The 23,395-nt window shown below is 65.4% G+C and carries 15 protein-coding genes; 8 read left to right on the plus strand and 7 right to left on the minus strand.

What is annotated here, in order from left to right; all coding sequences use genetic code 11:
• Positions 1–163 precede the first annotated feature (163 nt).
• A complete protein-coding gene (locus E4O92_RS10440) occupies positions 164–3,481 on the minus strand; it encodes a DUF8487 domain-containing protein (protein ID WP_167759757.1) in 3,318 nt (1,105 codons plus the stop codon).
• Between the two features lie 25 nt (positions 3,482–3,506).
• Positions 3,507–5,960, minus strand: coding sequence for a beta-galactosidase (locus tag E4O92_RS10445; protein WP_229483231.1), 2,454 nt, complete (start codon positions 5,958–5,960; stop codon positions 3,507–3,509).
• A 223-nt stretch (positions 5,961–6,183) separates the two neighbouring features.
• On the opposite strand from E4O92_RS10445, the gene E4O92_RS10450 reads away from it, so the two are divergent.
• The gene (locus E4O92_RS10450) at positions 6,184–6,930 is read left to right on the plus strand and encodes a FadR/GntR family transcriptional regulator (protein WP_135189707.1); all 747 of its coding nucleotides are present in this window, start codon (positions 6,184–6,186) and stop codon (positions 6,928–6,930) included.
• Between the two features lie 28 nt (positions 6,931–6,958).
• On the opposite strand, the gene E4O92_RS10455 is transcribed toward E4O92_RS10450, so the two are convergent.
• The 3 genes from E4O92_RS10455 to E4O92_RS10465 form a co-directional block, all read right to left on the minus strand.
• The gene (locus tag E4O92_RS10455) at positions 6,959–8,416 is read right to left on the minus strand and encodes an efflux transporter outer membrane subunit (RefSeq protein ID WP_135189708.1); all 1,458 of its coding nucleotides are present in this window, start codon (positions 8,414–8,416) and stop codon (positions 6,959–6,961) included.
• A gap of 170 nt (positions 8,417–8,586) precedes the next feature.
• Entirely contained in the window at positions 8,587–11,706 is a 3,120-nt protein-coding gene (locus E4O92_RS10460) for an efflux RND transporter permease subunit (RefSeq protein WP_135189709.1), read from the minus strand.
• Positions 11,699–12,835 (minus strand): efflux RND transporter periplasmic adaptor subunit, encoded by a 1,137-nt coding sequence (locus tag E4O92_RS10465; RefSeq protein WP_135189710.1) that lies wholly within the window; start codon positions 12,833–12,835, stop codon positions 11,699–11,701. Before E4O92_RS10465 ends, E4O92_RS10460 begins: the two co-directional genes overlap by 8 nt.
• Before the next feature lie 394 nt (positions 12,836–13,229).
• Between E4O92_RS10465 and E4O92_RS10470 the strand changes: the two genes are divergently transcribed.
• Both E4O92_RS10470 and E4O92_RS10475 read left to right on the plus strand, forming a co-directional pair.
• Entirely contained in the window at positions 13,230–13,910 is a 681-nt protein-coding gene (locus tag E4O92_RS10470; RefSeq protein WP_135189711.1) for a response regulator transcription factor, read from the plus strand.
• Positions 13,903–15,300: a sensor histidine kinase gene (locus tag E4O92_RS10475; protein ID WP_135189712.1), complete on the plus strand. Its 1,398-nt coding sequence runs from the start codon at positions 13,903–13,905 to the stop codon at positions 15,298–15,300. Before E4O92_RS10470 ends, E4O92_RS10475 begins: the two co-directional genes overlap by 8 nt.
• On the opposite strand, the gene E4O92_RS10480 is transcribed toward E4O92_RS10475, so the two are convergent.
• A complete protein-coding gene (locus tag E4O92_RS10480) occupies positions 15,272–16,123 on the minus strand; it encodes a TlpA family protein disulfide reductase (protein ID WP_135189713.1) in 852 nt (283 codons plus the stop codon). The two genes, E4O92_RS10475 and E4O92_RS10480, sit on opposite strands and share 29 nt — an antisense overlap.
• A 128-nt stretch (positions 16,124–16,251) precedes the next feature.
• Here E4O92_RS10480 and E4O92_RS10485 point away from each other — a divergent pair, with 128 nt between their 5' ends.
• A complete protein-coding gene (locus tag E4O92_RS10485) occupies positions 16,252–16,917 on the plus strand; it encodes a response regulator (RefSeq protein ID WP_135189714.1) in 666 nt (221 codons plus the stop codon).
• Between the two features lie 116 nt (positions 16,918–17,033).
• Here E4O92_RS10485 and E4O92_RS10490 read toward each other — a convergent pair whose 3' ends face one another.
• Complete coding sequence (locus tag E4O92_RS10490; protein ID WP_167759758.1) at positions 17,034–17,657, minus strand: tetratricopeptide repeat protein; 624 nt, start codon at positions 17,655–17,657, stop codon at positions 17,034–17,036.
• 366 nt (positions 17,658–18,023) lie between these two features.
• Between E4O92_RS10490 and E4O92_RS10495 the strand changes: the two genes are divergently transcribed.
• From E4O92_RS10495 to E4O92_RS10510, 4 genes are all read left to right on the plus strand, one after another.
• On the plus strand, positions 18,024–18,980 hold the full coding sequence (locus E4O92_RS10495; RefSeq protein WP_135189716.1) for a helix-turn-helix transcriptional regulator: 957 nt from the start codon (positions 18,024–18,026) through the stop codon (positions 18,978–18,980).
• Between the two features lie 400 nt (positions 18,981–19,380).
• Positions 19,381–20,730 carry a hypothetical protein gene (locus tag E4O92_RS10500; protein WP_135189717.1) on the plus strand — a complete coding sequence of 450 codons (1,350 nt, stop codon included), beginning with the start codon at positions 19,381–19,383 and terminating at the stop codon, positions 20,728–20,730.
• 11 nt (positions 20,731–20,741) lie between these two features.
• Entirely contained in the window at positions 20,742–21,896 is a 1,155-nt protein-coding gene (locus E4O92_RS10505; protein ID WP_135189718.1) for a hypothetical protein, read from the plus strand.
• 338 nt (positions 21,897–22,234) lie between these two features.
• The gene (locus tag E4O92_RS10510) at positions 22,235–23,350 is read left to right on the plus strand and encodes an alginate lyase family protein (protein WP_206076846.1); all 1,116 of its coding nucleotides are present in this window, start codon (positions 22,235–22,237) and stop codon (positions 23,348–23,350) included.
• The last annotated feature ends 45 nt before the right edge of the window (positions 23,351–23,395 follow it).

A 23,395-nucleotide genomic window follows, 5' to 3' on the forward strand; every position in this document is an offset into this window, starting at 1 on the left:
TAGCACAGGGCAGCATGGCGTTGATTACCGAACCGTAATGTTCAGCCGGCGACCGCCAGGTGGGCGTAGGGTGCGCACCTGTGCGCACGCGGTACGGTTGAATACCGTTGGCTCCGGTATGCACACGTACCGCGTGCGCACGGGGTGCGCACCCTACGACTGCTTACTGCTGCTTCGGCCGCGCCCTGCGTTTGTCGTCCATTCCGGCCTCGTCCACGTCAGCGGATACGGAACGCGAGCGCTTGTATTCCAGCTCGCCCGTCTCCTCCGGCAGCTTAGGCCCCGTGTAGAGCACCGCCACATCAGCCAGCGCGCTCGCGCGATCCGCGCCGAACCCGGACAGCGACGTCAGCCTGAGGTAGCGCGCGGACAGGTTCTGGTCGAACAGCACCTGCTGCGGATCGAAGGTCGATCCCAGCGCGGCGCGCTTGACCTCGCGCCAATCCTTGCCGTCGTCGCTCACCTGGATCAGCCATTCGCGCACGTCGCCCTCGTGGTCGCGGTGATTCTGGCGCGGCATCAGCACCAGGCCCTTGAACGGCACCGGCGCCGGAAACTCGATCGTCAGCTCCGGCTGCGGGCGCTCGGCTTCGCCTTTGCCGCTCACCAGCGCGTAGGTATTCGGGTCGCCGTCGATGGCGTTGCCCGCATCCGGCCATCCGCTGGCCTTGGCGCCAAGCTTGCGCATCACGCGGGTGTCAAACAGCGTGCTCCGGAACGCGCCAAGCGTCACCTCGGTCCGGGGTTCGAAGGCGCTGCTTGCCATGTAGTCCAGCACCGACTTGCGCAGCTGGCGCGCGACCACGCGCTCGTCAAGGCGGCTTTCCAGGTCGGCGGTCGAGACCATCAGCTTGCCCTTGCCAACGCGTGCCTCGAACAGCATGCCCAGCTTGTAGTTGCGGTTCCAGTCGTCGATCGGCTGGACGATCGGCTGCAGGCCACGCGGCAGGCGGTCCAGGTTCATCGCGCGCGCACCGGCCACCAGTTCGGTCCACTGCCAGTTGAAGTGCGCCTCGGTCGGGAAGCCGGCCAGCGCCGGATGCTTGCGGTCGATCCACAGGCCGAGCATGCGGCCCCAGCCCGGGTTCATCAGGCGGTTCCAGAACACCGGCACATCCGCCAGCGGCGGCGAGGTCCAGTCCAGGTCCGCCTTGCGCGGCATGTACAGCACGGTGCCCCCAAGAGCCAGGCGCTGTTCCGCTTCATCCCACGAATGCGTGACCAGCACCTGCGACGGGGCCTCGGTCGCCACTTCGGCCGGGTACAGCCAGAAATTCCAGTCGTTGACGATGCGCTTGCCGGCCAGGCCCACCACCAGCTTGTACTGGCCCGGCGCTGGCAGGCTGGAAAGGCTTGCCTCGATGCGGCCAAGCTTTGTGATTCCCCCGACTGGAATCGCACTCGTATCAAAGCGCCCCTCGAGGACAGTCTTGCCCTGCGCGTCCTGCACCTTCCAGTACGGGTGCGCGCCGGCCAGCGGCTGCTGGCCGTAGTGGACAATCTCCACTGGTACGTCGAGCCTGTCGCGCGTGCTCAGGGTCAGGCGGGTCAGGCGCGCCAGTGGCACCGTCTCGCCGTTGAAACGCCTGAATTCCTCGGCGGTGGCGTAGCCCTTCGGTTCCCAGAAGGTGTCGAGAATGCCCACCAGCGCCGTGCCCTGGCCCAGGTAATCGTGCAGGTCCAGCAGCTGGTAGCCGCTCATGCCATGCGTGCGCATGATGGCTTCGATTTCCTCCTTGTAGCAGGCCAGCTGGTAGCGGCCCGAAGCCCAGGCGAATTCCTTGTTCTTGTCGAGTACTCCGTGTTCGCGAGCCGAATCGCGGAAGATCTCGTAGTTCCCCGGACGCAGGTAGCCGGTGAATTTTTCGATCACGCTAAAGTCCGGATAGGCCACCCACTGGCCGGTCTCGTGCGACAGGACCGGAACATTGATACCTTCGAGCGAATCGGCGTAGTCACGCCCGAACCAGCCGGTCTTGTTACGCAGCGGCTTGGGGCCAATACGCTGGATCGCCAGGTAGTCGGTGCCCTTGTCGACATCCGGCACGCGCGGCTCGGTGTGGCCGGTGCCGTTGGTGTAAAGGCGGCGCGGATCCAGCTGGCGATAGTGCGCGATCCACTTGTCGAACGCTTCCTTCCATCGTCCCGACGGTTCGTTACTGGGGCTGAGCAGGAGGAAGGACGGGTGGTTGCCATAGGCACGGATCATGCGCTCGGTTTCCTCGTACAGCATGGCTTCCATTGGCGTACCGGGCGATACGCTGTTCCACATGCCCGGCTCCGGCTGCAGGTAGATGCCCACCTCGTCCGCCGCCTGGAACGCCGCTTCAGGCGGGTTAAAGGAGTGGAAGCGGATATGGTTGATGCCCCATTCCTTGTTGATGCGGAAGACCTTCTTCCAGTAGGCGACGTCGGTCGGCGGGTAGCCGGTCAGCGGGAAGTCGCCGCCGTGATGGGTGCCGCGCATGAAGGTGGGGCGGCCGTTCACGAGGATATCCTGGCCCTGGGCCATGATCTGCACAAAGCCGAACGATAGCGTGCGCGCGTCGTTCGCACCAGTACCTGTCAGCTTGAGCTGCAGCTTCTGCAGCACCGGGTTCCATTCGTCCCAGGTCTTGGCGTTCTTCGGATACTGCACGCGCACTTCAAAGCTGCCGCCCTGCCCGGTCCAGGTCACCGGTACGCGTTTGCCGTTTGCCACCAGCGTGCCACTGCCGGCCTTGCCGAGCGCATTGCCGATCTTGACGCGCACCAGCGCGCTCTTGTCTTCCACGTTCGGGTAGACCTGGGCGTCGTCGATATACACCGGCGAGGTCGCGCGCAGCTCCACCTTGCCGACAATGCCGTTCCAGCTCATGCCCAGCGAATCGGAGACGCTGTGCGCGTCCGGCCGGTAGCTCATCAGCATGCGGCTGTCCACGCGCACCGAAATGCGGTGCTTGCCCGGCGCAAGCGCGCCGAGGTCGTAGGCATGTTCCGCCACCAGGCTGCGATTGGTGCCGACCTCGCGATCGTCCACCCACGCCGTCGAACCCCAGCGTGGACGCTCCATGAACAGCACCACGCGCTTGCCCTGCCAATTGCGCGGCACCTCGATCTCGCGCTGGTACCAGGCAGCGCCCAGATAGTGGCGCGGCGGCTGGCTCAGGAACGGCACCTTGACCTGGCCCGGTGTTGTGTACGCCTTGTACGCGTCGCGCTGGTTCCAGCTTTTGTCGTACAGCGACAGGACCCACGGAGTCTGCACGCTGATCTCGTCGCCATATCCCTGCGCGTTAAGAATGCCGGGCAGCTTGATACGGTCCGGCAGCGTGCGTTCGAACCAGCGCTGGGCCACGCCCTGGTCCTCCCGGTCCAGCGAAAAGCGCCAGGAACCGGCCAGGTCCAGCACTTCGGCGGAATATGCCGGCATGGCGAAGGTATTGAGAACACCTGCCAGCAGCGCGGCAGAAAGCGGTTTCGATGAAGTCGTGTGGATCATGTGCGAGCTCATAAAAGTCAACAACTCAAAAACGTGCCTGCGCGCGGTACACCGGCGCCACCTTCACGCCACGCAGCAGCGCCGCCTGCGGCTTGCCGCCGAAGTCCGGCCAGGCTTGCTGGTCCAGGTAGATGGGCGCGTCGGCGCGCAGCGGCAGCACCTGCAATGTGAAGGCGCGGCTGGTGCCGGCCGCGAGCGGGTATTCCCAGCCATAGCCGGAGTAGTACCAGTCGTCGACCATGGCCACGCCATCGAACAGGCGGGCGACGTCGCCGACCAGGTCCGGCTGCAGCAGGTACTGTTCCACCTGCGGCGCCTTGGGCGCGCTGGTGCGCAGCGTCCATGCCGCGGCCGGACGGAACTGCTCCGGGTACGGGATCATGGCGGCGTTGGCGCGGCCGCCCACCGGTACCGGACGCACGTTGCCGGCCTGGCGCAGCACGAACGCCTCGGCCTGCCCACCTACCTGCGCCACGCGCGCGTCGAAGCGCTGGAACAAGCCATCCTTGCGCTCGGTCCAAACGGCGCCGACAGGCGCTTTGGCAAGGCGCGGATAGACCGCAAAGCTGAAGGAAGGATCGTCTTTGGAACGCAGTTGCAGCCCCTTCTCGTCGAACCACACCTGGGCATCGGACAGGACCAGGCGGCGCTGCCCGGCAATAACGCCCACCGACAGGGAACGTGCCTGCTCGGGTGTGAGCACCATCACGCGCACGCGCTTGTCCGCAACGCGCAGGTTGATCTCGACATCGGATGCCGGACCCTCGACGCGCAGCAGCACATCCTGCGGCTTGTCCTCGATCCGCGCGGTGGTGACTGCGCTGGATTTTTCGATGCGAACCGGGCTGACACCGGAAATCGCAAATTCCACCGGAATGTCCGGCGTCGCTGCAAACACATAGGTCACGTCACCCTTGCCTGTGTCGAGCCTTGCCAGCGGCTGTGCGGTGGCATAGGTCAGGTGCACGCCGTCCATGTCGAAGTTGATCGGCCAGATGAAATACGCCCCGTTCTTCACATCCACCGGCTGGCTCGGAAAAGTCAGCGTCTGGCCGGGCAGCTTGACCGAAAAGCGCACCGCAGCCTGGTCGGGCATCGCGTACTGGCGCACGTGGTTGTTCACGAACAGGAAGCCACTATCGCCAAGGCTGCGCACCGAAAAGCGCGGCATCGCCAGGTCGGTGTGATTGGCCGGGACCAGGTCTGGCTTGCGCACCACCATGGGCGCCAGCCGCTCGCCAAAGTCGCGCAGGAACAGGTGCTGCTGGCGCAAATAGCCCAGCACCGGCCGCTGCTGCCCGTCCGGCCCGAGCGGGGCCTGGAAGTCGTAATTGATGGCGGGGGTGTCGTTGTAGCCGCCGGTGGCCGCGCTCTCCTCCATCGTCGGATTTGCCACCGGATTGCGCCCGCCGTGGAACATGTAGTAGCCGAGCAGGTTGACGCCCGATCCCAGCTGCACCGGCAGCATGGACGCGATATCGTCAGGCGACACGATCGGACGGCGGCGGTACATGAACGGCAGCCCGCCGCCATATTCGGCGCCGAGGAAAGGCGTGGTGTTCATGTCGGATTCGGCCGTGCCGCGCTGGTTGCCCCGGGTTTGCGCCCCCAGGTCGCCGCTCACGCGGGTATCGAACCGGAACGCGTAGGTCTCCTTGGGCGGCAGTTCCTTGCGCGACGCCGCCCATGGCTCATCAGGGTAGCCGCCAAAGACCGGCGTGACTTCGCCGGAAGGATACAGCGCGCGGTCCCAGCCGGTGACTGTGTAGAGCGGAACGTCCAGCCCGGCCGCACGCGCCAGTTCCTTGAGCTTGAGGATGTGGGCCGCGCCCTCGCCTTCTCCGCCGAGGTTGTATTCGTTCTCCAACTGGACGCCGATCACGGGGCCGCCGTCCTTCCACAACAAGCCCTTGAGCTGGCGCCCGATCTGGCCGTACAGGCGCGCCACGTACTCCAGGTACTGCGGGTCGTTACGGCGCGTGGGCATCAGGTTGACCACCCAGTCCGGAATGCCGCCGAAGCGCACCTCCGCATGGACCCAGGGGCCGACGCGCACCATCACGTCCAGCCCCGCGCGCCGGGCCAGCTCGACAAAGCGGCGCAGGTCGCGGTTGCCGCGCCAGTCGAAGCGACCGGCCTCACACTCGTGGTGGTTCCACATGATGTAGGTGGCGACGATGTCGACGCCGGCCGCCTTCATCTTGCGCAGCTCCGCTTCCCACTGCTGAGCAGGCGCGCGGCTGTAGTGGTACTCGCCCATCACCGGCAGCCACGGCTTGCCGTCCCGCGTGAGATAGCGGCTGTTCACGCCGATCGCATGCCCGGTGGTTGATACCGTCGTGCCCAGTTTAAGGGTGTTTTCCAGCGCAGCGGGCGCCGGCGAACTCGCATCGACTGCCAGGATCGTTTCGGCGCTGGCGCAGGTCATGGCCAGGCACAGGCTCATCCAGCCCATGCGGCACGGCAAGCGGAATGTCATATTATCTCGTGTTGTTTAATTACCACCGCTGCCCGCCTCCGGTTATGATGTTGCTGTATTGCTAGTGCAGCAGGGTCTCAGGGGGAAATGAAATCCGGCGTGGCTTGACAACATGCTTGGCGATATTATCAGATAATTTTTAGACATTGACAGTTGGCAAGCCGCAAACCGATCAAGATGCTGATTTGTTTGCGAACTCGAACTAGGGAACGGAATCCGCGTGATGAGCGAAAAGGAAGATGACAAGCTGGAAAAGACGGACGGCGGCAATTTGACGAAACGGATTGTCGCCGACCTCGGGCGTGCAATCGTCACCCAGCAATTCACTGCCGCGATCCCGTTTCCCGTCGAGGCTGAACTTTGCCGGCAATACGGCGTGAGCCGACCGGTCGTGCGCGAAGCGGTAAAGATGCTGACCGCAAAAGGCCTGCTGCGCGCACGCCAGCGCGCGGGCACCATCGTGGAACCGGAAGATCACTGGAACCTGCTCGATCCCGACATCCTGAAATGGATGCTGGAGCGCGAATTCTCGATCGACCTGCTGATCGATTTCACCGATGTGCGCATGTCCATTGAACCGCGCGCGGCCGGCCTTGCGGCATACAGCGCGACCGGACCGCAGCGGCAGCAAATAGTCCTGGCCACCGAGCGCATGTTTGCCGCCGAACGCGGCGAAGATGATCCACTCGAAGCGGACATCGCCTTTCACACCGCGGTGCTCGCCGCGAGCAATAACCGCTTTCTGCGGCAGTTCACCGACCTGAGCGAAACCACCCTGCGCTTCAGTATCCGGCGCACGAACGCCTATGCCGGCGTTGCGCGCGCCAGCGCCGCCGACCACGCGCGCGTGGGTGAAGCGATTATTAAGGGTGAACCGCAACGCGCGGTGCAATTGATGCGCGAACTGATCCAGGACGCGCTCGATCTGCTGCTTGGCGCGGGTGGGCACCCGGCGCGCCCGCCAATCTAGCCCGGGCCAGGCCAATCCGCTGCTGCGGCTAGTCGCCCGCGCCCCGATCGTCCTCACGGTTCCACCAGCCGCCGCCCAGCCCCTGGAACAGCGCCACCGTGTCGGCGTAGCGGGCGGCCTGCGCCTGGACCAGCGCGATTGACGCCTGCTGGTAACCCTGCTCCGCCTGCCACAGGGCCGGATAGGCGATCATGCCGAGGTCCAGCTGTTTGCTGGCGATATCCAGGCTACGGCGCGCTGCGCGTTCGGCGTCATGTGCGATCCGCAGCGACCGGGCATCGGCGTCGATCGCATGCAGCGCCGACGCGACATCCTGGAACGCCACCAGCACAGCGCTCCGGTACAGCGCTGCCGCCTGATCGTATTGCGCCTGTGCCGCGCGCTGCTGGTGCATCAGCGCGCTTCCTTTGGACAGGGGCTGGACGAGGTCCGCGCCAATGCTCCAGAAACCCGTGCCCGTCTTGAACAGGGACCCGACGTCCAGCGCCGAACTGCCGAGCGTGGCGGACAGCGTGATGTTGGGCAGGCGCGCAGCCTTGGCAACGCCGATCTGCGCGCTGGCCGCGTGCAGCTGCGCCTCGGCGGCCCGCACGTCCGGCCGCTGCTCGACCAGCCGCGCAGGCAGGCTGAGCGGCAACTCCACCGGCAGCCTGAGCGTGGCGAACTCGAAGCGCTGCGTGACCTGCTCGCTCGGCAGGCGTCCGGCCAGGACGGCAAGCAGATCGCGCTGCCGGGCGAGCTGCTTCTCCAGTGGCGGCAGGCCCGCCTCAATCTGCGCCACCGCGGCCGCCTGCGCCGCCACGTCAACCGTGCCGATCTGCCCTGCCGCGCGCTGGCGGCGCACAGCCTCGAGCTGCTTATATGCCAGCGCCACCTGCTCGTTCATGCTCTTGATCTGAGCGCGCAACGCGGCTTCCTGGATGGCGGCGGCCACCACGTTTGACGTCAGCGTGAGCCAGGCGGCGTCGCGCTGGTGGCGTGCCACCTCGGCCTGGGCGTTTGCCCCCTCCACCTGGCGCCGCGTGCCGCCGAACACATCAACCACATAGCCGATATTGAGCTGCGCGGTATGGAGCGTATAAAGATTGCTGTCCGAGGCCAGCGGACTCGCAAGCGTATCCCCGACCTTCTGCCGGGTCGGCGTCAGCTGCGCATCCACGGATGGTAGATAGGCGCCACGCTGGGCCGCAGCATTTTCGCGCGTGGCGCGCAATGCTGCTTCCGACGCTTTCAGGTCCGGATTCGCCTGCAGCGCTGCGTTCACCAGCTCGTTAAGTGGCTCAGAACCGAACAGTTTCCACCAGTCGGCCGGCACGTCCTGACCCTGCGCAAAATGCTGAGCGGCGCCGGCGTCGACCGGCGCGGATGCGGTCTGCGCTGGCAGTGGGCTGTCCGTATAGCGCTGAACCGTCGGTGCGGCCGGGAGCTGAAAATCGGGACCAACGGCACACCCGGACAGTGCCAGCAATCCGGCCACAGCGAACATTCGTAGGGTGCGCACCTGTGCGCACGCGGTACGGTTGAATATTGTTGGCGCCGGCTTGCACACGTACCGCGTGCGCACGGGCCTCGCCGGCCGCGTGCACCCTACGCCAATGCATACGTCACGATCCGATAACAAGGCGCGTACGCGCGTCCAAAACATCCGATTCATTTTCACGATTCTTCTCCTTCCAGCGACGCCCAGGCCACCTGCGCCTCCGGCGGCTGGCGCCGGGCAACCCGCTCCTCGATTAGATAGTACAGTGCCGGCAGCAGCACCAGCGTGAGCACGGTCGCCGTCACAAGGCCGCCGACGACCACGGTGGCGAGCGGCCGCTGCACGTCGCTGCCCAGGCCATGCGCCAGAGCCGCCGGCACCAGACCAAGCGCAGCCACCGTGGCTGTGGTCAGCACGGGTCGCAGCCGTTCGCGTGCGCCTTTGATGACGGCCGCCTTCAAATCGGTCGGAGCCAGCCACCTCCAGCGATTCAGGTTGGCCAGCATCACCACAGCATTCAGTACCGATACCCCGAACAGCGCGATGAAACCGACGGCCGAGGATACGTTAAGAGTCATGCCGCGCAGGTGCAGCGCAACCAGTCCACCGAGCAGCGACAAGGGCACGGCAAGCAGGATCAATCCGGGCTGGCGCAGGTTGCCAAATTCGGCGAACAGCAGCACGAACATCAGCGCCAGCACCGCCGGCACGATGACCGCCAGACGGGCTTGTGCGCGCTGCTGGTTCTCGAACTGCCCGCCCCAGGTGATCTGGTAATGCGCATGGTCATAAGCCACGTCGCGTGCGATGCGCGCCTGGGCGTCGGACAGGAACGACGACAAGTCGCGCCCGCGCAGGTTGGCCCGCACCGTCAGGTGGCGCCGGCTCATCTCGCGCGTGATCGTCGTCTCGCCCTCGGCAAAGCTGATCTTCGCCACCTGGGCCAGCGCCACGTGGGCGCCATTGGCCGCGCGCAGCAAGAGATTGCCGATCGCCTGCGGGTCATGGCGCGCGACGCCGGTGAACCGGACAGCGACATCGTAGCTGCGGTCGCCAACGTAGACCTGGCTCACCGGCGAGCCGCCGATTCCGCTCTGGACCAGCGCCATCACGTCGGCCACATTGATGCCCAGCCGCGCGGCAGCGGCGCGATCGACATCGATGCGCACCTGCGCCGCCGGCGGTTCCTGGTCGACGATGACGTCCGCGGCGCCCGGCACTGTGCGCAGCACACCTTCGACGGCCTTGGCGAGCCGGCGCGTCTCATGGAAATCGTCGCCGTAAACCTTCACCACCAGATCGCTGTGCGCGCCGGCCAGCTTGTCGAGCACGCCGTCGATCATCGGCTGCGAGAATCCAACGGCGGTGCCCGGCAGTTGGCGGTAACGCGCGGCCAGCTTGTCGATCAGGTCCTGTTTGCTCATGCCGGACGGCCAGCTGTCGTACGGCTTGAGCGCCACCGCGGTTTCTATATGGGACGGCGTGAACGGGTCGGTGCCATCGTCGTTGCGGCCCAGCTGCGTCACCACGTGCGCAACCTGTGGCTCCTCCAGCGTCGCGGCGCGCAGGGCGTCGGCCATCTCGGTTGCCTTGTCCAGCGAAATCCCGGGCGGAAGCGTGACCTGCAGCCAGATCGAGCCTTCGTCCAGTGTGGGCAGGAAGTCGCGGCCGATGGTCGAACCCAGGACCAGCACGGCGGCAAGCGTGGCGCCGGCGAGCCCCAATACGGCGCGCGAACGTCCGACCAGCTTGCCCAGCAGCGCTTCGTAACGCGGCGCCAGCCAGTCGAGCAGCCGGTTGTGGAAGATCTTGCGCGGCTTGTGGAACGTCCAATAGGCCATGCCCGGCACCAGCATCAGCGTGGTGGCCAGCGCCCCGAGCAGTGCGAAGCCCACTGCAAAGGCCATCGGCGAGAACAGCTTGTACTCGATGCGCTGGAAGGCGAACAGCGGCAGGTAAGCGGTCATGATCACCACCATGCCGAAGAAGGTCGGACGCACGACCTGCAGCGCCGCCTTCATCGTGTCCTTGCCAGTCATCGGGCCTTCACGTTGGGCTTCGCGCCGGCGCAGGATGTTCTCCAACACGAAGATCGCGCCGTCGACAATGATGCCGAAGTCGATCGCGCCGAGCGACAGCAGGTTTGCCGGAATCCGGAAATGGTGCATCAGGATGAACGCGATCATCAGCGATATGGGGATCGTCACCGCCGCGATCAGTGCCGCACGCACGCTGCCGAGGAACAGCAGCAGCACGAGCGTCACGAGCACCACGCCTTCGATCAGCGTCTTGCCCACCGTGTGCACAGTGGCGTCGACCAGGCTGCTGCGATCGAGGTAGGGCACCACCTTGACGTCCTTGGGCAACAGGTTCTCGTTAAGCTCGCGCACCGCCTCGTGCACCCCCGCGATGACCTGCGACGGGTTCTCGTTCTTCAGCAGCAGCACGATGCCGGAGACAGCGTCGGCATTGTTGTCTTTGCCGACGATGCCATGGCGCTCCTGGTGCCCCAGCGTCACGCTGCCCAGGTCCTTGATCAGCACCGGCACGCCATCCTTTTGCGTGACCACGACATTACCCAGGTCGTCGAGGCTGCCGATCAGGCCGACTCCGCGGATCACCAGGCCCTGTTCGCCGCGCGTCATGATGCTGCCGCCGGCATTGGCGTTGTTATCAAGGATCGCCTGCGTAACTTGCGCCAGCGAGATGTGGTACTTCGCTAGCCTGGCGGGGTCGAAGTCGAGCAGGAACTGCGTCCTCAAGCCGCCGAAGTTGGTCACGTCGACCACGCCCGACACCTGCTTCAGGCGCGGCACGACCTTCCAGCGCTGCAGCTCGGACAGCTCGCGCAGGTCGCGCGTCTTCGATTCGAGGGTGTAGCGGTAGATTTCGCCGATCGGCGAAGTGAGCGGATCGAGCGACGGCTGCGCGCCGTAAGGCAGCGCAACGCCGGCGATGCGCTCCTGCAGCCGCTGGCGCGACCAGTAATCCTCGGAGCCGTCCTTGAAGACGACTGTGATCAGGGAAAGGCCGAACGTGCTCTTCGAGCGCATCACGTGCATGCCGGGCGTGGCCATGATCTCGCGCTCGAGCGGGATCGTGATCTGCTGTTCGACCTCCTCGGCCGCCAGTCCATTGACCTGCGTGACGACCTGTGAGGTGGTGTCGGCGATGTCCGGGTAGGCTTCCAGCGGGAGCTCGGTCCAGCAGTAGGCGCCGTACAGGGCGACCAGCAGGAACACCAGCGAGACGATGCCGCGCCGGTTGAAGCACAGGGTGACGAGACGTTCAATCATTGAGCAGCACCCCATTCTTGACCACGACGCGCTCGCCCGCCTTCAGTCCCGCCACCACTTCGGTGTGCTCGCCAACCTGCGGGCCGAGCGTGACGGCACGGGCCTCGAACTGCCAGGGTGCGACCTCGACGAATACGCGATTGGTGAACCCGGACAGGATGACCGCCGTCATCGGCACCGTGATGCCCGTATGTGCCGGCGCCAGCAGGGTCGCCTGCGCGAACATGCCGGGCTTGAGGCGCCCGGCGGTGTTATCAAGCGCCATGCGCACCTTGACCGTGCGCGTGTCCACGTCCAGCAGCTCGCCGACATAGCGCACTTTTGCGTTCAGGCTGTCCGGATAAGCGTCGAACCGCACTGCCGCCGACTGGCCGACGAAGACTTGGCCCAAGTCCTTCTCCTGCGCGTTGGCGGACACGTACACCTGCGACAGGTCGGCCACGGTCATGAGCGGCGCGGTGGCGTCGTTCCAGTAGCCGCCAGCGGCGGCGGCCAGTTCGACCACGCGTCCGGAAATCGGCGAACGCACGGCGAGCAGGTGCCCAACCGTGCCGCCCGCCTTGGCACCAAGCTGGGACAGGCGCGCATCGGCGCGCGCCGCTTCGCTCGCGGCCTGTTCAAAATCGCTCTGCGCCTGTTCCAGATCGCGCTTGGCGCCGATGTCCGCGATGTCAAGTTCACGCTGGCGGGTCAGGTTGCGCTTGGCCAGCGCCAGCGCAGCGCGCGCCTTGGCCGCATCGGCGCTCGCCTGGGCCAGGTCGGCCGAATCGATCGTCAACAGCAGTTCGCCCGCCTTGACCGGATCGCCGAGCTGCTTGTTGAGCGTGACGATGCGGCCGCTCAGCGGGGTCTGGATCTTCACCAGCCTGGCCTGGTCGGCTTCGATCACCGCCGGCAGCGTGAACGGGACGGACACGGTTTGCTCGCCGATCGCGGCGATGGCGAGGCTTTTGCGTAGTGGCGACTGTTCGGGCACGACGATGCGCGCCCCGTCATGGACCAGCGACGCCGGCGCTGCTTCCGGCGCGTCCGTTGCGCTGGCGTGCGAAGCCAGCAGGCCCCAGGCGGCGGCGCCGAGCGCGCACAGTGCCGCCAGCCCGAACGCGAGGGATTTGTATTGTTGTTTCATGATGTACTCCGATAGGGGCCGCCGCCACGCGCGCTCTTGCGGAGCGCGCGCACCGATCGACCCGGCGTGCGAAGGCACAGCCTGTCGCCATCCCGTTCGGGATGCGTGCTAATGCGATTGATGAATGGCCGTGCTGACGCAGCGGCTCGGGCTTGCGCCGTCGGGGAGACGCGGCTCGGGCGATCCGTGCCGCTGAAGGAAAATCAGGGGTTCAGATCAGACCGGGCGCTGCCCGTCGGCGCACAGCATGACTAGAGTCCGGATCCATGTGTGCTCCTTGTGCATTTGAGAAGTGCCGATATGTTACGCAAGATCGCTGAATTACACCCTGAATCTTTCTTCAGAAAACAAGCCCCACCCCACTGGTATACTTTGGCCGTTGCGAAGGGAACCCATGAACATCCTGCTGGTGGAAGACGATCACAAGGCTGCGCGTTTGCTCGCGCGCGGCCTGCAAGAGGAAGGCTTCGCGGTCGATCTTGCGCAGTCGGCAGCGGACGCCGAGGCGCGGCTTGGCCCGGCATGCGGTCTCGTCATCCTCGACTGGCTGTTGCCGGACAAGGAAGGCATCCGCCTGTGCCGTGAGTGGCGCGAACGCGGCGTGCTGACCCCGATCCTCATGCTCACCGCGCGCGACGCCGTCGCCGACCGCATCGCCGGACTTAACACCGGGGCCGACGACTACCTGACCAAGCCGTTCGTCTTTGACGAGCTGCTGGCGCGCGTACGGGCGCTGCTGCGCCGCGCGGAACGAGCCCATCCTCCTCTGCTCCAGGTTGCCGGCCTGGTGCTCGATCCGCATACCCATGCAGTCACGCGCGGTGGCGCCGCGCTCGATCTCACCCCCAAGGAATACGCGATCCTGGAACTGCTGGTACGTCACGCGGGCGGCGTGGTCAGCCGCCAGCAACTGGCCGAACACGTCTGGCACGCCGACCTGATCGCCATCGACAACCTGATCGACGTGCACATGAAAAACCTGCGCCGCAAGGTCGACCCGCTCGGCGCGGTTGCGCTGGTCGAGACCGTGCGCGGCCGCGGGTTCCGCCTCGCCGCCGGGGACGCCGATGCTTAGCCTGCGGCGCCGGCTGGTCCTGGTGCACCTGGCCGTGGTGCTCGCGATCGTCGCTGCGGCAGCGCTCGTAGGATGGTGGGAGCTGTCACGCTCAGTACGAGGCCAGCTGGACGCTGCCCTGCTGGCGCTCGCGGAGACCGAAGTGGGCATGCTGGCCGATGCAACCGGAGGCGCCATCCACGTCCATGAAGCGCCCGCCGGCACCGCCCCGCCCTCGCTCATGCGGCTGGACCGGCTGGTGCAGATCATCGATGCCAATGGCAATGTGCTGGCCCGCAGCGTCAACCTGGGCGTGGCCAGACTGCCCGCGCCGCAGCCATTATTGGAGCAGCTGGCGGCGGGGCAGACCGTTTACCAAACGCTGCCGCATGTGATCGAAGAGCCGCTGCGCATGGTGTCGGTGCCCGCCACCATCGGTGACAGGGCCCTGGCTGTGCAGGTGGCCGGATCGCTCGACGACGTCAACCATGTGCTGCATGCCGCAGTCATCCTGTTCGCGGGGATGGCGGTGTCTCTTCTTGCGGCGGTCGGCTTTGCGGGAGCGGCGTTGACGCGCAAGATCTTCGGCGCGGTCGACGATATCGCGCTCAAGGCGCGCCGCATCGGCGAAGCGAACCTTGACCAGCGCCTGCCGCACCCGGGCGCCGACGACGAGATCGGGCATCTGGTCGACACCCTGAACGACATGCTCGATCGGCTCGAGCGCAGCTTTGACGTCCAGCGCCGCTTCACCGCCGACGCATCGCATGAGCTGCGCTCGCCGCTTTCGCGCCTGCGCACGGAAATCGAAGTGACCTTGCGGCGCCCGCGCGATGCTGCCGAATACATCGGCACCTTGCGTTCCTGCCTTGAAGAGGTCGAGCGCATGACCAAGCTCGTGGAGGAGTTGCTGATGCTGGCACGCCTGGACGCGGGACAAGAGCACACTCCTTCGGAAACCGTATCGCTGAACGATCTGGCAAAGGAGACCTTGTGGCGCCTGGAGCCGCGCTCGCGCGAGCGGGAAATCAAGATTGTGCTCGACGCCGGGCCCTCGGTCACCGCAAGGATCGCATATGGCCCTGCCAGCCTGGTGCTGACCAACCTGCTGGAAAATGCCGTGAAGTTTTCGCCAAGTGGTGGCCAGGTGACGGTACGGGTGGCTGCCGACGGCGACAGCGCCGTGCTGTCGGTGGATGACCAGGGACCGGGCATTGCGGCGGACGACTTGCCGTTCGTGTTCGATCGCTTCTATCGTGGTGCAGGAGCGCGTGCCGGAGTGGTCGAGGGCGTCGGCCTCGGGCTGGCGCTGTCGCAGGCCATCGCGCACGCCTACGGCGGCCGCATCGAAGCAGCTAACCGGCAGGGCAAGGGCGCGCTGTTTAAAGTCTTATTTCCGCTTGCGGCTTAGGATGCCGGGCATTACCAGCTGGCGCGCGCAGGGCCTCCAGGCGCTCAGCCAGGGTCGCTGCGGATAGCCCGCCGAGCCGCCGGTCCACAAGCTTGCCCTGAGCGTCGAAGAACAAAGTCGTCGGCAGCCCTGGCGATCCGGTTTGCTGTGCAAGCCGGCCCGCCGCATCGAGCATCACATTATCCAGGGCCAGCCCTTGAGCCTGCAAGTAACCGCGAACGATATCCGCCGACTCGCCCTGGTTGGCGAATACGAAAGTCACGTCCGGATTTTCGCGCTGGGCCTTGCCAAGCACCGGCATCTCTCGTCGGCAAGGAGGGCACCAGCTGGCCCATAGGTTGAGCACCACCGGCCTGCCGGCGAGCGAGGCCAGTGCCAACTCACCCCCTTCGAGACGGGCGAGCGTCACCTCGGGCAGAGCGGGTCCGGCGCCGGATGGCGCCACCAGCGCAAGGCCGGCTGCCCAAGCCAGGCTTGCCGTGAGTACCCCGGCGATGAGGGCTTTATACTCGCCGCGATTGCGTGACGCCAGCCACCCGCCCAAGATTAGTCCCGCAGTCACCCCAGCGGCCGGCGTAAAGCCGCCGTCGCGGATATCAAGGACCTGAAGCGGCGTCTGTGAATAGAAGGACCAGTAGCGCACCACGAATGCGACGCGCGCCGCCAGCAAGGCGGCGGCCAGGACACCCCAGAGCAAACGCTCCACCCGTGCGCGCGCTGTCCCGGCGAGGAGATTGCCCACGGTCAGACCGGCGATGATCGCGCCGAATGTCACCAGCAAAGAGGCCGGGAACGAAAAAGGGCCTATCGTCAGGTCAGTCATTTGCGTGTCGCATGCGCGCTTTCAAGAAGTCGAACAAAAATAGTAAGGGCCGCCGATTATGACAGCGTTAAGGTAGCGGCGCTCCCATGCGGGTAAGATCATGGTTTTTTGCCGAAAGTGGGTACTTGATGCGCGTGCTAGTAATCGAGGACGACGAGCTTGTCGCCAGCGGCATCATCGCGGGGCTGCGGCTATCCGGGATCGAGGCCGACCACGTGAGCACCGTCTCCTCCGCCGAAACCGCGGCGCAGACCAGCCGGTTCGACGTCGCCATCCTCGACCTGGGCCTGCCGGATGCCGACGGCCTGTCGCTGCTGCGGCGCTGGCGCGCCGGCGGCAAGAATTGGCCGGTGCTGGTGCTGACGGCGCGCGACGCGGTGCAGGACAAGGTGGCCGGGCTGCGCAGTGGCGCGGACGACTACCTGGTCAAGCCGTTCGAGCTGGACGAACTGGTCGCGCGCCTGCACGCCCTGCAGCGGCGCAGCGCCGGCCGAAGCGTCGACCTGATCGAACACGGGCCACTGGTGTTCGACGCCGCCACGCGCGAGGTGACCTTGCACGGCAAGCTGGTCGACCTGTCGCGCCGCGAACTGGCGCTGTTGCAGACGCTGCTCAACAGCGGCAAGCGCATCCTCTCAGCCGAGCAGGTGAAGGACAGCCTGTACGGGTTTGGCGAAAGAGTCGAAAGCAATGCGCTGAACGTGCACATCCATCACCTGCGGCGCAAGCTTGGGCCGCACATTGTCGAAACGGTGCGTGGGCTCGGTTACCGGCTCGGAAAGGTCGGAGAATGACGCTGGGCCTGCGTCTCTTGCTTGTTGAGTTGCAGGGGGAGCAAAGCAGTTAGCTTGCCTTCAAGGTCGGGACGATCTCATTCAAACTGGAGATTTCGTGGACAGGGATCGTTTCCCTAATGCGTCACACCAAGGACACGCAGCACCTCAGCCGCATCTTTGTCACCATTTTTGGCTGACCGTTCAAGCCAGTAAATCCCGGTATTTTGGTCTTTCGGCACCCCTCTTCCGCGCAAATACAAAAAGCCCAGCCTAGCCTGTGCAGTCGCGTGTCCGTGCTGCGCTGCTACAGAATAGTAGTGGAAAGCCGCCTTGTAATTCGTTTTTCCATCTGAGGGCTTATCAAATAGAAAACCGAGATCGTATGTTGCATCAAGATGTCCAGCCTCTGCCGCTTGACTAAAATAATCCCTTGCCTTATCGAGATTCATTTCCACACCGACGCCTTTTGCATACATGAGCCCAAGATTGTAGGCAGAAATAGTATGGCCTGCGTCGGCTGCGGCCTTAAACCACTTCGCCGCTTCCACTTCCCTGCCGCCCGTCGAACTCAATATTTGGGCAAGGTTAAACTGAGCAAGCATGTGACCGCATTCCGCAGCAATTCGAAAGTGCTTGGCTGCCTCGTAATCGTCTTTTTTGCCGCCAAATCCTTGCATATGAAAGACACCAAGATTAAAGGCCGCATCAACGTTTCCCCGCCGCTCAGCCTGGGATAGCAGTTTGTCCGCTAGCGGCATCTGATTCCCTTGTTCGATCAGAGCTATAGCCCGGGCGACCTGGGGCGCATCCGCATTTGTACACCCTGGTTTCGACCAAGCAGTGATCGGGCCCAGGCATAGAACAACCAATAGGCAGGTAGCGCGGGGAGTTCGGAAAGGTCGGCTCATCGACGAGGCTCGAATGCTGGTGAATTTCATAAATAGAGGAAAAGCTGCTTTTGCGAGTCAACCTTACGCCGAATAGCTGGCTGCAGCTTACCTATCAATGTTAATAGGGCATGGAGAGAGTATTAGATGCAAGTATAGCAACGCCCTTAGCTGCACATATGCATGCAAGCCCCGCCTGTCATCAGGCCAGGCAAGGCACCCACAGGAGAACGTTTCATGCTCGACGGTTCCGGTCAGCGCTTGCATGGCCGTTTGCTGGGCCATGCCGACCTCGCCGAGGCGCTGCCCCTGGTGCCCGGCTGGTTGCCGCTGGCACCGTCGTTGCGCGCCGCGCTGCCTGTGGTGTGGACCCGGCTGCTCAGTCACAGCGGCTTCAATGCCGACGTCATCGAAGACCTGAACCGCCCGCACGGGGAGCGTCTCGTGGGCCTGGGCATGGCCATCGCGCTCGATGACGACTGGCGGCGGCGCCTGACGGACTCGCCGCCGCCCTTCGCCGCGGCGCAGCTCTACGCCGCTCTGGCGGAAGGCCACTACCAACCTCCTTCGGACAAGGAACTTGCGCGCCTGAGCGGCCGCGGGGAGGTTGCCTTCCTCGTGCTGCACTATGAGCAGGTGCTCACGGATCAGGCCAACCCCGACACGGTGGAGATGCTCGGCATGGCCATGTCGAGGTTCCGCCAGGCGCACGCGGGCTACCGCTTGCAGCACCTCTACCAGGAGGGCCTGGGCGAGCAGGCCGCCTACTTGCAGAGCATGGGCTTTCGCACCCGCACCGCACGCGCCCAGGACGGCGTGCCCGAACTCTACGGACTCTCCCGCGACGAGGCCGCACTGATGCTGCCCGGCTCGCCAGTGCGCGATGCCTTCCAGTTCACGCCGCCGCGCTTCGGCTTCTCGGCCGCCGAGCGCCGGCTGCTGCGGCTGGCCGTCACGCAGCTGACGGACGAGGAGATTGGCGACGAACTGGGCGTGTCGCTGCACGGCGTGAAAAAGCTCTGGCGCTCGGCGCAGCAGCGCTCGCTGCAGGCCATGCCCAGCCTGTACGACGGCTTGACCAGCGCCGAGGCCGACACCGGCGCGCGCGGCCCCGAGAAGCGGCGCACGCTGCTGCACTACCTGGGTCAGCATCCCGAGGAACTGCGGCCCTACCTGAGCCCGGAGCCTGGCTGAGCCGGGCCAGCGTCGATCCCCCCTAAAAGAGCGGTACCCAAATAGAGGTCTTCCGGCAGCGGCGGCGAACGGCGAACATCTCGGCTTCGCCAATCCCACCAGACGACCCGCCATGCTCGACACCACTTCCGCCTTTTCGCCGCACGACGCCGCGAACAAGGTAACCATGCCCATCGAACCCTCGGCGCAGCTTGCGCCCCGCCCACGCTCACACCTCGCGCTGGCAGCCTTACTTTGCTCCGTTTTGCTGCTCTGCGCCTGCAACGGCGATGGCAACGCCCGATTAGCCGAAAGCGCGTTCCAGCTGGGTGATTCGCCTTCCACGCCTGCCGCACCTTCCACGCCGTCCACGCCGTCCACGCCGCCCAACCCTGGCGGCTCCCAGGCCACGCCCCCCGGTATGCTCCAGGGCCCCGCCGCCTCGGGCAGCATCGGCGCGGCAGGCGGCGAGGTGACGAGTGCAGACGGCCTGCTCCAGATCAGCGTGCCGCCCGGCGCGTTCGCTCACCCCACGCAGGTGACGATCCTGTCCATCACCAACACCGCCCACGGCGGTCGCGGCCAGGCCTACCGCATCACGCCCGAGGGCCTGCAGGGCGCGGTGCCGCTGACGCTGCGGTTCCAGGTCGACGACGCCATGCTCCAAGGCAGCGCATTGGATGTCATGAGCATCGCCACACAGGACGCCGACGGGCGCTGGCACGCCTACCGCCAGCCGGTGCGCGACAAGACGAAGAACACGCTCGAGGTTCAGACCACGCACTTCTCCGACTGGGCGGTGATCGCGGGCGCCCAACTGCGGCCCGCCACGGCCACCGTGCCGGTGGGCCAGTCGATCGATTTCATACTCGTGACCTGCGCAGCCCAGGCCGAAAGCAACGGCATCACCGCCACCGTGGACGCGTGCACCGAGCGGCCGGCGGCCGTGGGCGAACTGTCCGACTGGGCCGTCAACAGCATCCTCGGCGGCGCCGCCGCGCTCGGCACCATCACTGAACTTGCGCTCACGGGCCCGGCGCAAGGCGAGATACCACATCGCGCACGCTTCGACGCGCCGCTGCAGGTGCCCGCGCACAACCCGGTCGCGGTGTCGGTGCGCTACCATGAACTCGCGCCCGGTGCCCAACCCGTCACGCTGGTCTCGAACGTGCTTATCACCCGATACCAGGATTGCCAATGGCTGCGGGACGCGGGCTCGCTGCATTTCGAGATCGAACTGGAATACCACTACAACGGCCCGGGTCCGGAAGGCCCGACCTCGCTCAGCCAGTCCGGCATCATCCGGGGCGAACTGCAGAGCATGTACCAGAATGACTTTCAAGGTGCCTGGCAAGGCATCACCACCCAGGGCACGGCCTTTCTCAACGACCAGGTCGCCAAAGGCGATGACACCTTGCGGCTGTCCGGCAGCGGCGCCCCGGCCGTAGGCAGCGGCATCGACGCCGGCCAGTCCAGCGGCGCCCAACTGGTAGTCAACTACAGTGACTGCACCTACCACTTCGGGGGGCGGATCACCGTGCTGGCCAGCAGCGGCAAACCCAACGATCCGCCGCGCGTGACCGAAGTGGGCAACTTCGCGCTCAACGGCTTCGTCCCCATCGACCGGGTCGACGGCATCGGCGGCTTCCATGAGATGCCTCTGCGCCAGGAGGCCAAAACCATCGGCACTTACTCGCCCGGCGGCCTGGGTAACGGCGTCACGGACGGCAAGGCCATGGCGCGCTGGATCGTCCACCGCATGACGTATTGAAGGAATCAGCCATGACTTTTACGAACTCACACCGTGGCCTGCGGGCCGCCCTGGCCGCACTGGCCCTGGCCGCCGCCGCGCCCGCGGCCCTGGCCGAGATCGATTGCTGGATGGATGCCGAGCACCCGCAAACGGCCGACCAGCTGGCCGTGGGCGACGCCCGCGTGGCGCCCTTGCGCCAGACCCTGCACCAGATCAACGCCCTGCTGCATCGCCAGAGCGCACTGCATGAGCTTCCTCGCACCCGTCTGCGCAGCAGTTGGCAGATCGGTGGCCTGTGGAACATGCCGTCGCGCGGCGCGAACTTCCTGCTGCGCGATCACCGCGAACCCATGTGGCGCGGCACCTGTGACGTCATCAAGGGCGCCGACCGCTGGGAGCCTCGCGCCACCATCGTGGTGACGGTCAACTCGCCCAACACCTTCTTTGCCACGGCGGTACCCGAGTTCCGGGACGAGCAGCTCGAGGCCTACCGCGAGCTGCCGGCCACCGGCCGCCTCGGCGGGCACACGCTGTACGGCGGGCACATGCTGGTGTTCACGCCCGGAGGCCGCCTGCCCTGGGTGCCGGTGAGCACCGCCGAATACCTCGACTTCATGGAGCGCTCCCTGCAGCGGCAAGCAGTCGAGGCTGACGCCAACCGCCAGGCCGCGCGCCAGGCTGCCGCCCCTGAGGCGCAAGAGGCCATGATGCAGCGCGTGGCCGAGGGCCTGCGCAAGGTCGACCCGGCCAAGGCCGAGCAGATGATGGCCGAGATCCGCGCGCAGCAGGCAGGGGCGCGCGCGCACGCCGAAGCCGTCGAGGCACGGCGGCGCGCCAATCCAGCCATCGACAACGACCCCACGCGCACCATGCTCGCCAAATTACGCGCCTGGCGCGCCGCGCTATCCCCCGCGCAGCTGGCGCAGCAGGCGCGCCTTGGCCTGGACGGCCTGCAACCTCAGAACGGGCCCGCGGAAAACTACCCCTTGCTCGCCAAACCCGATCCGGCCTTCCCTTGGGACCGCCAGCACCCGGCGCGCGCCCAGATGTTGATGGTGTCGGTACGCGGCGGCGATACCTTCGAAATGCCCATGCAGCGCGTGCTGCAAACACTCGACCTGGCAGGCCTGCAGGCGCTGGTGGCAACGCCGAACGGCGGGCGCGGTGAGGTGGCGGTGCGCTGATTGCGCTCTCCAATCGGCCGGCGTCACGAGGCTTCGCTTTACTTTCCTGAAGAGTTGCCATATTCTTAGGAAAACGTTTAACTACAAATTTGCGGATGGGGGCACGCCTTCCCCACTCGGCCGAGTGGATCGCACAGTCGCCGACACGAATACCGCATGCCTTTTAGTTAAACGCTTCAAAAAAACTAAGGAGACATGTTTTGAACGAGGAAGCAAAAACGCTGGGCTCACTGTTACGTTCGGCCCTGCTCGCGGCCGGGCTCGGTATTTGCCTGTCAAGCCCTGTGCAGGCTGCATCGCCGTCCCAGTTTTATACTTACGACCCGGCCGATTTGGCCTTGGCAAAACAAAAAGTCGCGGCGCACGACCCGCTCTACCAGCCGTCCTACGACAACCTGCTGAAGGAAGCCGACGCGGCGCTCACTCACAAGCGCTACAGCGTGGTCGACAAGACCCTGGCGCCCGCCAGCGGCGACAAGCACGACTTCTTCAGCTTCGGCCCGTACTGGTGGCCCGACCCGGCCAAGAAGGACGGCCTGCCCTACATCCGCAAGGATGGCTTGCACAATCCCGCTTCCTCGACCAATGGCACGGACAGCACCCGCCTGGGCAAATTCTCCAAGGACGTGACGGTTCTGGCGCTGGCCTGGTATTTCACCGGCCAGCAGAAATATGCTGACAAGGCAGGCGAACTGGCACGCGCCTGGTTCCTCACGCCGGAAACCCGCATGAACCCGAACCTGGAATACGGCCAGGCGATTCCCGGCCGGGTGAATGGGCGCGGCATCGGCATTATCAGCAGCCGCAGCCTGATCGATGTGATGGACAGCCTGTCGCTGATCCAGCCGACCAATGCCTTGAGCGATGCTGAGAACGACGCAGTGCGTGGGTGGTACCGCGAATACCTGAATTGGCTGCTCAATAGCCGCAATGGCTTCGAAGAGAGCAACGCGCACAACAACCACGGCACCTGGTATTCCGCGCAGGTGACCGCGTTCGCGCTGTACACGAACCAGCCGGAGATCGCGAAACGCGAGCTGGAAATCACGAAAATCCGCCGGATCGCCGGGCAGATCGACCGCGAAGGCAAGTTGATTGCTGAACTGGAGCGCACTCGCCCTTCCGGCTACATCAATTTCGCCCTCGAAGCGTTCGGCAACCTGGGCCGCTATGGCGAACTGGCCGGCGTGGGCGTCTGGGAACACGGCCAGGACTCGCACAATATTGAGCAGGGCTACCGGTTCGTCGCGCGCTACGTGAACGGAGAAAAGTGGCCCTACCCGGAAATCGATCCCAAGGAAGGCACGGCGGACGGCATCAACCTGCATACGATGCGCAACATGCTGACCGCCGCGCGCGCCTACAAGGGCGAACCGGTCTTCGCAGAGAAGGCGCGCTGGCTGCTTGAGCACTATCCTGGCCAGCTCAGTGCGCTGATCACGCCGTTGAAGTAAGGCTGTCGGCCCTGGCGCAAGACCACGAATGAGGCGCCGGGGCTA

The sequence above is a fragment of the Massilia horti genome (assembly GCF_004614195.1).
GTDB classification, from domain to species: domain Bacteria; phylum Pseudomonadota; class Gammaproteobacteria; order Burkholderiales; family Burkholderiaceae_D; genus Telluria; species Telluria horti.